Raw genomic sequence first — 10,936 nt, 5'->3', positions numbered from 1 at the left:
GCCGCGGTGGGCTCAGCTCTGCTGCTCGTCCTTGACCGCGAGCATCCGGTCCACGACCCGGGCGGCGGCGCGGCCGTCGGAGGGCTCGCAGAAGTCGACCCGGAACTGGGCGTACTTCTCCTTGTACTCCTCGCTCACCTCGTCGATGTTCCGGATCGCGGAGACCAGGTCCTCGGAGGTCTTGATCAGCGGCCCGGGGGCGCGGGAGGTGAAGTCGAAGTAGAAGCCGCGCAGGGTGTCGCGGTAGTGCTCCAGGTCGTACGTGAAGAAGAGCATCGGCCGCCCGGAGTGCGCGAAGTCGAACAGCACCGAGGAGTAGTCCGTGATCAGCACGTCGGCGATCAGGTAGAGGTCGGCGATGTCCGGGTAGTACGTGACGTCGTAGACGAAGCCCTGTCCGGCGCCGGGGATGGAGTCGAGGACCTTGTGGTGCTTGCGGTAGAGCAGCACGTGGTCGTCGCCGAGCTCGCGCTTCGCGGCCTCGACGTCGATCTGGTTGTCCAGCTTGAAGCGACGGCCGCCGTAGCGCTGGTCGTCGCGCCAGGTGGGCGCGTAGAGGACGACCTTCTTGCCCGCGGGGATGCCGAGCTTCTCCCGTACGGCCGCGGCCCGCTTGACGCGGTCGGGGGCGTGGAAGACGTCGTTGCGCGGGTAGCCCGCTTCCAGGACCTCGCACTGGAGGCGGAAGGAATTGGTCATGATCGGGGTGGTGAAGGCGTTCGGCGTGATGAACAGGCTGTACTGGCGGGAGCGCTGCGGGAGGCTCGCGATGTAGGCCAGGTTCGCCTTGGGGGTGCCGAGCAGGTCGGCGCCGATGCGCTTGAGCGGGGTGCCGTGCCAGGTCTGGACGACGACCTGGCCCTCGCGGCGGACGAACCACTCGCGGATGCCGCCGTTGGTGACGACGTACCGGCTGCGGGCCAGTGCCTCGTACCACTCCTTGCTGCCCCACTCGACGCCCCGGACGCCGGGCGGCAGGACGACCTGCTGGTCGTGGACCATCGCGATGTGCTCGACCTCGGTGCCGCGGCGCTTGAGCTCCTCGTAGACCGCGCGGGGCGAGTCGGAGAACTGCTTGCCGCCGAAGCTGTTGTAGAGCACGGCCTCGCGCAGCGGCAGCTTGCGCTGCTCGGGGGTGTGGACGTCGCGCATCAGCCGCTGGCGGTAGGCGCCGCGCAGCTCCGGGTCGAGGACCGGCCCGGACTCCACGAAGATCCGGTCGAAGTCGAGCCGCTCGACGGTGTACGTGCGGTGCTCGCCGCGGTGGGCCAGCGGCAGCGTGTTCACGAGGTCGGGGCGGATCGTGACGGGGAGGTCGCGGGTGTGGTCCCACTCGGTGCGCAGGCGCAGGCGCGGCATCCAGCGGCCGGCGCGCAGCGGCACGGTGCCCTCGTAGGTGGGCATGGTGTCCGGGCGCAGGCGGGCGGTGAAGCGGCCGTCGGCGAACTCGACGGGCAGCGGGCGGTCCTCGTTGCGGCCGGTGTGGCGCAGGACCATCTTCATCTGCTCGGCGGGGCCGGTGTAGACGCCGGAGAGGACCAGCTCGCCGTCGGCACTCCACTCGACGCTGTCGACGAGGGGCTGGACGGTGCGGACCTGGGGGGTGAAGTTCCCGGCGCCGTCGGTGAGGATCGCGAACTCGCGTCCCTCGGGCAGGGAGTGGACTCCGGTGACGGACTGCGCACCGTTGGTGGCACGGCGGGTGGTGCCGTCGGCGAAGACGATCTGGGCGCGGTACTTGACGGACTTGCCGGGGCGTACGCCGTCGACGGGGAGGTCCGTGAAGTCGAGGCGGGCGGTGTGGCGGAGCCAGCCGTCGGCGCCGGTCTCGCCCTGCCGGAGCGGGAGGTCGGTGGCGAATCCGCTCGGCTCGTGGTCGATGCGCAGGGCGGTGGGGTACTTGCCCGCGGGGGTGGTGACGCGGGAGCGCAGGGTGACGGTGAGGGTCTCGCCGTCGGCTTCCTGGGCGATGATCTCGGCGGGGACGACGTCCACGGAGAGCTTGAGCCGGTTGCGGTCGAAGCCGGCGACGAGGCGGACGCCGTCGTCCAGGACCCGGGTGTAGCTGTGGCCGGACGCGCCCGCGTTGTTCTTGGTGATGCTGCCCACGGACATGCCGCCGGGGCGCGGGATGCCGATGCCCAGGCGCCAGGTGCCGGGCTGCCACTGGCCGCGTACGCGCAGCCGGGACGGGTCGATGCCGAGCTCGAAGCCGGACCAGTCGTAGGTGTGCAGGGCGCCCTTGGCCTCGGCGGTGGCGCGGGGTTCCAGCACGGTGCGCATCCGCAGCGGGAGGGTGGAGCGGCTGCCCTGGCGGCGGAGCACGGCGACGCGCAGCGAGCGCTTGCCGGTGGCAGAGGGGACGTTGGGGATGTAGGCGTAGCCCTTGACGAGGAGCTTGCCGTCCTCCCAGCCGAGGTCGAGGAGCTTGCCGCGTACGGGGAGTTCGCTGCGGTTGAAGTTGCGTACCGAGGAGGGGAGCGAGGAGCTCTCGACGCCGGGCAGTTCGATGCGGGCGCGCCGCAGACCGCGCACGGAGAAGGCTCCCGGGTTCTCGCGCTCGTAGTGCAGCAGGTCCACCAGCTCGTCACCGCGGCCGCTGGCCGCCAAGTGCCACTTGACCCGGGCCATCGGGGAGAACTGCCGTACGACCTTGGGGGCGGCATGGGCCAGGAAGTCCTTGGCCGCTCGGTGGAATTCGGGGCGCTCCTCGACCGGAGTCTCCGGGAAGTACTTCATGAGCCGGCTGAGCTCGTCGGGGATCGCTTCGAGGGACGCCACGGGTGGAGGGCCTTTCCGGGGGGACGTGCAGATGATGAACCCCAGGAGGACGGGGCGTTAATGAGACGTCTCCAACCGTCTCATGGTTGCCCCACAGTATGACGTGACACCTCTCACAGGACGAACCGCCCCGGTCGCCACCGGGGCGGGAGAGGGCTCCTGGGCTCCCTCGGTCCCCGTCCGGGTCAGACGCGGTGGGCGCGGGGGGTGCGCACGGCGCCGAGCAGCGCCCGGCGGGCCCTGCGGACGACGCGTCGGGCGAGGGAGAGGCGGGGCATGTCCCGCGGTGCCTCGATCCGTCGTCCGCCGACCCATTCCGTGATGGTCACCTCGTAGGCCCGGTCGGGGAGCACGGAGCTCTCCCCGAAGTGCGGGTAGGCGAGGTGGAGACGGGGCGGGTTGCCCCGGCGGACGAGTTCGGGCTCCTCCTTTGCACGCAGGAAGGCAACGATGTCCAGGAGCAGGTCGAGCCTGCCCTCGGCGAGGCACATCAGCCGCAGCCGTTCGTTCACCTTGAGGTTGCGGCCGAGCTCCGGGGTCCAGTACGCCTTCATCAGCGGGGCGGCGAGCGCCATCTTCCGCTCGCGGACCTCGGGCTTCTGCTTCAGCAGTCCGGGGCCGAACTGGGGCAGCAGCGTGATGACGAAGGGCCGCACCATCAGGACGTCGCGCCGGGGGCCCGGGGGCACGTACCGGGCGATGAGCCCCATGAGGGCGCGGGCCGAGTCGAAGCGGCGCCTGTAGCTGCCCTTCCTGGTCATCTGGTTGCGGTCCTCGCGGCCCACCAGGTAGTAGCAGGTGTAGTCGGCGACGACGGAGATCCCGTTGCCGCGGATGTACGCCTCCATCGTGAACAGGGCGTCCTCGCCCGTCTTCAGCTTCTCGTCGAAGGTCATTCCGAGGCGTACGAGGAGGTCGCGCCGGAACAGTTTCTGCGCGCTCAACGTGAATTTGACGTTGGAGGAATACAGGTCGACTCGCTCGACGGTCTCTTTCCACATCGATTTCGCGGCACCGCGATTGACGCCGACGATCTTCCCGAGCACCACGTCCGTGCCCGCCCGGTCCCCCATGGCGACCATGCGTTCCAAGGCTTCCTCGCCGAAATAGTCGTCCGCGTCGAGAAAGAAGACGTACCGGCCGCGGGCGAGACCGAGGCCCCGGTTGCGCGGGCCGCTGGGTCCTCCGGAATTCGCCTGCCGGACGACTCTCATGGGAATCGCGGTCCGGGCGGCGAACTCCTCCAGGCAGGTGCCGGTGCCGTCGGTGGATCCGTCGTCGATCGCGACGATCTCCATGCGGTCCGCGCCGATGGTCTGCGCCTCGACGGACTCCAGGCACCGGACCAGGTAGGGCATCGCGTCATAAGCTCCGATGATCACACTGACATCGGGCTCGTCGTTCTTCCTGGGCATGTCGGCCATGTGCACCTGTCGATTTGATCACGAAAGAAGGCAGATTGCCCGACTATGCACCCTTTGCGCATTGGCATGCCGAACGACCCGTACACCCCTCCCCCAGGAGAGACGTACGGGTCGTGATCGGGGTTGCCTGCTTTTCAGCCAGTTCGATCAACTGTGCGGCGCCAGTCAGCGCGTCGCACACACGGCGGTACGGCGCTCAGCGCACGGACGAGGATCCCTCGGCGAGGGCCGCCCGAGCCTCCGCCGCCTCGGCCTCCGGCGCGTCCGGGTCCGCCGCGGCGTCGGCCTCGGCCACCGCCTGCGGATCGCCGGCCCCGACGCCGCTGGTGACGGCCTCCTGGTCCGGCATCGCCACGGACTGGTCGCCGAGCCGCTGGGCGACGCCCAGGTTGCGGGCCTCGGCCTTGGCGGCCAGCGTCGAGACGGCCGCGTTGAACTGCTCCATGGAGGTCGGCTCGTCCGGCCCCAGGAGGTAGGTCTTCAGCTCGCGGCGGGCGTCCGCCAGCGTGTCCGCCGCCGGGTCGGCCACCGCGGCCAGCAGCGCGTCGAGCTCCTCGGCGCCGTTGGACAGGATGACCGCGGCGCGCACCGCGGTGTTCTGCCGCTTGAACTCCTCGGCTCCGAGTGCGGCGGAGTCGGTGACGGCGTACGGCTTGCCGCTCGCGATGAAGTCGGAGACCACACTGGAAATGTCCGAAACCATGGCGTCGGACTCGTTGAAGCAGTCGTACAGCTTGGGCTGCGCGCCGGTCACCGTACGGTGCTCCCACCAGCCGAAGGAGCGCCAGTAGGCGTCGTTCCACTCGGCCCGCAGCCGGGCGGTCTCCGCCTCGCGGGCGGGGTCGGCGAGCGAGATCCGCGACTCCTCCGCCTCGTCGCCGCCCGAACGGCCGGGGGCCGACAGCTGCGCGAGCCGCGCCTCGATCCGGATCAGCTCGGCCTTGGCGGCGCTCTGACCGGCGGCGGCCGACGACGCCTCCTTCGCCCAGCGGGGGTCGGCGGCGCGCTCGGCTGCGGCCTTGTCCAGCATCGCCCGGATCCGGACGTTGACGGCCTTGGCCTTGCCGCTGCGGATGCCGGTGAAGGGGTGCGGCTTGTAGATGATCCGGACCGGGTCGGCGGCGTTCAGCAGCCGGCGCACGATGTTCTCGCCCGCCAGCAGCAGGGAGGTGTTGCCCGGGTTGTCGTCCCAGCCCTCCCAGGTGGGCGCGTACAGCACGGTCGGAACGGGGTTCTTGACGGCGCCCGTCCAGGTCCTGATGGGCTCCAGCTGCGGACGGCCGACCTCGACGATGTCCTGGTCGAGGACGCCGACGTCGGCCAGCGCGTAGCGGTCGCGGCCGGCCCGGCCCGCGGTCCAGACCTCGTCGTAGACCTTGGAGTACGGGTTGACGCTGGCGAGCTTGTCGCTGTCGCCGTGCCCGATGAAGACGTGCTTCATGGTCGGGACCCGCAGGATGTGGATGTTCTTGCCGACGTTGGCGGGATACAGGCAGACCCGGACGGTCGAGAGGTCCAGGTTCATCAGGTGGGTGCCCGCCGGGATGCAGATGACCGGGACGGAGGTCTCGGCCAGCTGCGGGACGAGACCGCGCTCCCGCATGATGATCAGCGGCCGGCCCTCGACCCGGGCCATGGTCTCCAGCCACATGTTGCCCTGGTAGGCGGACTCGTTGGAGCCGGAGAAGTAGAGCACCACGGTCGGCTGGTAGTCGCGCAGCCAGCTGTCCACGGCCTTGAGCACGGCGGGGGCCGGGGGCGCCAGCCGGCCGCGGCGCATGTACGGGAACAGCAGCGCGAGGTAGAGCAGGGCCAGCAGCAGCGTCAGGCCGATGCCCGCGTAGCCGATGACGTCCTCACCGGTACCGGCGGCGATCAGGATGCCCACCACGGCCGGGATGTCGAGGTGCAGCATCTTCTCGGCGGAGCGGCGCAGCAGCGCGCCGGGCGGGGCGTCGGGGATGCGGACCGCGTGCAGGTCCACGTTGCGGGTGACGACCGGCATGGTGCGGCGGAGCCGGATCAGGGTCGTCAGGGCGCCGTGCGGCGCCTGGAGCCCGTAGAAGAGCAGGAAGCAGGCCACCGCCGAGTAGAACAGCGGCGACTCGGCGAGATCCAGCCGGGCCAGCAGCAGGATGACCATGAGCTGCCGCAGCAGGAAGCGGATCGACAGCCCGGCGCGCACCTTGCCCAGGCGGTTGACCAGATAGCTCCCCTTCTGGTGCAGATACCAGTCGGTGGCATACGTGACAGCGGTGGCCGCCGCGAAGAACCAGATGTGGGGAATGAGCGCGGCAAGCATGACGCAGGGATATCCCAGCCCCATCAACAACGCTGCCGCCAGTTCCGACCTGCTGCCCACACGGGCCAGGCGAATGGCTGTCGAGATCACGAAGAACCTGCTCCAGGGGGTGCCGGTTGATTCACGTATTGGCGGAAATGTGAAGGTGCGGCTTCACGCATTCGGGCCTCTGTCATCGCACAAAGCGACAACAGAGGCCCGGAAAAGCACATTTGTCAAGAATTATTACACATCTGCTTGACGGTCCAGCACGGAGGCCAGGGCCTGCTCGAAGCCGGAGGACTCGGCGGCTCCCGCCGTCGGGTCCTGCTGCCGTACGTCGATGACGTGACCGGTCAGGGCGGAGAGCAGGACGTCCAGCGAGGTGCGGGCCACCGCCTCCGAGGAGAGCAGCGAGCCCTCGGGCTCCTGGCCGAACGCCTTGGTGCGCATCGGGGTCGCGGTGCGCTCCGGGTTCACGCAGTTGACCCGGATGCCCTCGCCCGCCCACTCGTCGGCGAGCGCCTGGGTGAGGTTGACCATGGCGGCCTTGGTGGAGGAGTAGAGGCTGTACTCGGCGCGGCCCCGGGTGTAGCTGCTGGAGGTGTAGAGCAGCAACTGGCCCTGGGTCTCCGCCAGGTACTTGTACGAGGCGCGGGCGATCTGGACGGGCGCCAGGTAGTTGACGTTCAGGGCTTCCTGGATCGTCGTGTTGTCGGTCTCGGCCAGCTTGCCGATCCGGAGCACGCCCGCGGTGTTGATGACGTAGTCGACCCGCCCGGTCTCGGCGTAGGCCTTGGAGAGCGCGTCGTCCACGTGCTCCGGGTTCTCCACGTGCGTACCGGTGGTGGAGCGGCCCAGCGCGTAGACCTTCGCGCCGTAGCTCTCCGCCAGGGACGCGATGTCGGCGCCGATGCCGTACGAACCGCCGAAGACGACGAGAGTCTTGCCGGTGAGGAGTTCCCGGTAGGCGGCCTCGTCGGCCTGGCGGGGGGCGGCGGTGGAGGCCAGCTGGAAGAGCTTGTCGGTGATGAAGACGTCGACCGGCTGGGTCACCTTCATGTTGTACTCGTCGCCCGCGACCACATAGATCGGCACGTCGGGGAGGTACTTGAGGACCACCGAACAGTCGTCGGTCGCCTGGAAGTTGGGGTCGCCCGCCGCGACCTCGTACGCCCTGCGGATCGTGGAGAGCTTGAAGGCCTGCGGCGTCTGGCCGCGGCGCAGCCGGGAGCGGTCGGGCACCTCGGTGATGAACTCGCCGTCCTCACCGTGCGTGCGGGTCACGATGATCGTGTCCGCGGACGGGATGGCGACGTCGACGGCCTGGTAGCGGTCCAGCGCGGCGACGCAGTCCGTGATCACACGCTGTGACAGCAGGGGGCGTACCGCGTCGTGGAAGAGGACGTTGCGGTCCTCGCCCTCGGCGAGGCCCTCGCCGAGGGCCGCGATGGCACGCTCGGTGGTCTCGTTGCGGGTGTTGCCGCCCTCGATGATCCGGGTGACCTTGGTCAGTCCGGCCTTCGCGACGATCTTCTCGACGTCGGGCACGAAACCGGGCGCCATCAGCACGATGACGTCGTCGATGCCCTCGGCGTTCTCGAAGATGGTCAGCGTGTGCTCGATGACGGCCTTGCCGGCGATCTTCAGCAACTGCTTGGGGATCGACAGGCCCACGCGCTGGCCGGTCCCACCGGCGAGCACGACCGCTGTGGTCCGGGGCTTGGCTTCATGCGGCACAGACACAGACGACCTACCTTGCTATGACGGGGGAAACAGTGTGATGGTCGCACTCTCCGTGACCGTCTCGCAAGGTGGACGTCGTCCGCCGATCGTCCTGCGGATACCCGCAGTTCACCCTCTGGCCAGGGAGGTTGGGCGCTTCGGGGCGGTCGCACGGGGTGACCGACCCCACAGATGTGTTGCTCAATCCACACATCCGTGGCGCGTGCACCCGGCGTGACCGGCGAAAACCACCGGCGCCCGGCCCCGAGGCTACCGGACGGCCCGCCTCCGGGGAGACGGGCCGTCGGCCATGACCGGGAGGGGCTCCCCCGGGAGACCCTCTTTAGAAGGGGTCGAACTCGTCGTATTCCTTCTCCGCGTCGTCCCGGTCGGAGTCACGGTCCCGGCGACGCTGCGCGGCGGGGCGCGGCTCCTCCAGGCGGTGGTCCTCGCCGCGGCGGCCGAGCATCTCGGCACCCGCGGTCACGGTCGGCTCCCAGTCGAAGACGACCGCGTTCTCCTCGGGGCCGATCGCGACGCCGTCGCCGGCCCGGGCGCCCGCCTTCATCAGGGCGGCCTCGACGCCGAGGCGGTTGAGCCGGTCGGCGAGGTAGCCGACGGCCTCGTCGTTGTTGAAGTCGGTCTGGCGGACCCAGCGCTCGGGCTTCTCGCCGCGCACCCGGTAGATGCCCTCGTCGTCCAGGGCGACGGTGAAGCCCGCGTCGTCGACGGCCTTGGGGCGGATGACGATGCGGGTCGCCTCCTCCTTCGGCTTGGTGGCGCGCGCCTCGGCGATGATCCCGGCGAGCGCGAAGGAGAGCTCCTTGAGACCCTTGTGCGCGATCGCGGAGACCTCGAAGACGCGGTAGCCGCGGGCCTCCAGGTCGGGGCGGATCATGTCGGCGAGGTCCTGGCCGTCCGGGATGTCGACCTTGTTGAGGGCGACGATGCGGGGTCGGTTCTCCAGGCCGCCGTAGAGCCGCAGCTCCTCCTCGATCATGTCGAGGTCGGAGACGGGGTCGCGGTCGGACTCCAGGGTCGCGGTGTCCAGGACGTGCACGAGCACCGAGCAGCGCTCGACGTGCCGCAGGAACTCCAGGCCGAGGCCCTTGCCCTGGCTGGCGCCGGGGATGAGCCCGGGGACGTCCGCGATGGTGTAGACGGTCGAGCCGGCGGTGACGACGCCGAGGTTCGGCACGAGGGTGGTGAACGGGTAGTCCGCGATCTTCGGCTTGGCCGCGGAGAGCACCGAGATCAGCGAGGACTTGCCCGCGCTCGGGTAGCCCACGAGGGCCACGTCGGCGACGGTCTTGAGCTCCAGGACGATGTCCCGGCTCTCCCCCGGCTCGCCGAGCAGCGCGAAGCCCGGGGCCTTGCGGCGGGCCGAGGCCAGCGCCGCGTTGCCGAGGCCGCCGCGGCCGCCCTGACCGGCCACGAAGGTGGTGCCCTGGCCGACGAGGTCGGCGAGCACGTTCCCGGCCTTGTCGAGCACCACGGTGCCGTCGGGGACGGGCAGGACCATGTCCTGGCCGTCCTTGCCGGAGCGGTTGTCGCCGGCGCCGGGCTGGCCGTTGGTGGCCTTGCGGTGGGGGCTGTGGTGGTAGTCCAGCAGCGTGGTCACGGACTGCTCGACGACGAGGATCACATCGCCGCCGCGTCCGCCGTTGCCCCCGTCGGGGCCTCCCAGCGGCTTGAACTTCTCACGGTGGACGGAGGCGCAGCCGTGGCCTCCGTTACCCGCGGCGGCATGCAGCTCGACGCGGTCCACGAAGGTGGTCATGGTTGGTGCCTCCAGGTACAGCAGAAAAATACGGGATTGTCTCTGTCGTAACACGCCGAGGGCGGACCCGCTTCCCCGTTCGCCGGGAAAGCTGAGATCCGCCCTCGGAAGGTGCTGTGTGTCGTTCTGCGCGCGCTGAGAAGGATCAGACGGCGAGCGGAACGATGTTCACGACCTTGCGGCCACGGTGCGTACCGAACTGCACCGCACCGGCGGCCAGCGCGAACAGCGTGTCGTCGCCGCCACGGCCGACGCCCGTGCCCGGGTGGAAGTGGGTGCCGCGCTGGCGGACCAGGATCTCACCGGCGTTGACGGCCTGACCGCCGAAGCGCTTCACGCCGAGCCGCTGAGCATTGGAATCGCGCCCGTTCCGAGTGGAAGATGCGCCCTTCTTGTGTGCCATGTGTTCTCAGTCCCTTACTTCGCAGCCGCGGGGATACCGGTGACCTTGATCGCCGTGTACTGCTGGCGGTGACCCTGGCGACGGCGGTAACCGGTCTTGTTCTTGTAGCGAAGGATGTCGATCTTCGCGCCCTTGTGGTGGTCCACGATCTCAGCCGTGACCTTGATGCCGTCCAGCACCCACGGGTCGCTGGTGACCGCGTCACCGTCGACAACGAGCAGGGTCGAGAGCTCGACCGTGTCGCCAACCTTGGCAGTGGAAATCTTGTCAACCTCAACGATGTCGCCGACAGCTACCTTGTGCTGGCGACCACCGCTGCGCACGATGGCGTACACGCGGATCTCTCTCTCGCTCGGAACGGATCCCCTGATGCCAGCCGCTCGCACGGGCCGGGGCCCGGGACGATCCGGAAGGATGAGCGGCCTCTCCTGGCGGACGGCGCGAACACCGACCGTTACCGGGAGGGATGTGCTCAGGGGTAGGCGCGTTAAGGAAACACACCGAGGGTCAAGGTTACGGGGCGGGGGTGTGGGGGGTCAAAC

The 10,936-nt window shown here is 69.5% G+C and carries 7 protein-coding genes; all 7 read right to left on the bottom strand.

The genetic code is table 11. The annotated features are described in order from the left end of the window. Positions 1-12: 12 nt before the first annotated feature. A complete protein-coding gene (locus tag HET64_RS30695) occupies positions 13-2,781 on the bottom strand; it encodes a CDP-glycerol glycerophosphotransferase family protein (protein ID WP_215110418.1) in 2,769 nt (922 codons plus the stop codon). A 185-nt stretch (positions 2,782-2,966) separates the two neighbouring features. Continuing rightward, positions 2,967-4,205: a glycosyltransferase family 2 protein gene (locus tag HET64_RS30690; RefSeq protein WP_215110417.1), complete on the bottom strand. Its 1,239-nt coding sequence runs from the start codon at positions 4,203-4,205 to the stop codon at positions 2,967-2,969. Between the two features lie 196 nt (positions 4,206-4,401). Further along, a complete protein-coding gene (locus tag HET64_RS30685) occupies positions 4,402-6,507 on the bottom strand; it encodes a hypothetical protein (RefSeq protein WP_251146109.1) in 2,106 nt (701 codons plus the stop codon). A 225-nt stretch (positions 6,508-6,732) separates the two neighbouring features. Next, positions 6,733-8,232 (bottom strand): bifunctional cytidylyltransferase/SDR family oxidoreductase, encoded by a 1,500-nt coding sequence (locus HET64_RS30680; RefSeq protein WP_215110415.1) that lies wholly within the window; start codon positions 8,230-8,232, stop codon positions 6,733-6,735. Between the two features lie 322 nt (positions 8,233-8,554). Then, positions 8,555-9,991 carry a GTPase ObgE gene (gene obgE, locus HET64_RS30675; protein WP_215110414.1) on the bottom strand — a complete coding sequence of 479 codons (1,437 nt, stop codon included), beginning with the start codon at positions 9,989-9,991 and terminating at the stop codon, positions 8,555-8,557. Positions 9,992-10,136: 145 nt separating this feature from the next. Continuing rightward, a complete protein-coding gene (gene rpmA, locus HET64_RS30670) occupies positions 10,137-10,394 on the bottom strand; it encodes a 50S ribosomal protein L27 (RefSeq protein ID WP_003969205.1) in 258 nt (85 codons plus the stop codon). Between the two features lie 14 nt (positions 10,395-10,408). Then, positions 10,409-10,729 carry a 50S ribosomal protein L21 gene (gene rplU / locus HET64_RS30665; RefSeq protein WP_003969204.1) on the bottom strand — a complete coding sequence of 107 codons (321 nt, stop codon included), beginning with the start codon at positions 10,727-10,729 and terminating at the stop codon, positions 10,409-10,411. Between the last annotated feature and the right edge of the window lie 207 nt (positions 10,730-10,936).

Origin of the sequence: Streptomyces sp. McG3, assembly GCF_018619185.1 — a bacterium.
Taxonomy (GTDB): domain Bacteria; phylum Actinomycetota; class Actinomycetes; order Streptomycetales; family Streptomycetaceae; genus Streptomyces.
The sequence above is the reverse complement of the archived record's forward strand: the minus strand, read 5'-3'. Positions and strand labels throughout refer to the sequence as shown.

Excerpts from the sequence above, each read along its gene's own strand:
- HET64_RS30690 (WP_215110417.1), bottom strand. The coding sequence starts at position 4,205 with ATGGCCGACATGCCCAGGAAGAACGACGAGCCCGATGTCAGTGTGATC.
- HET64_RS30685 (WP_251146109.1), bottom strand. The coding sequence starts at position 6,507 with ATGCTTGCCGCGCTCATTCCCCACATCTGGTTCTTCGCGGCGGCCACC.
- obgE (WP_215110414.1), bottom strand. The coding sequence starts at position 9,991 with ATGACCACCTTCGTGGACCGCGTCGAGCTGCATGCCGCCGCGGGTAAC.
- rpmA (WP_003969205.1), bottom strand. The coding sequence starts at position 10,394 with ATGGCACACAAGAAGGGCGCATCTTCCACTCGGAACGGGCGCGATTCC.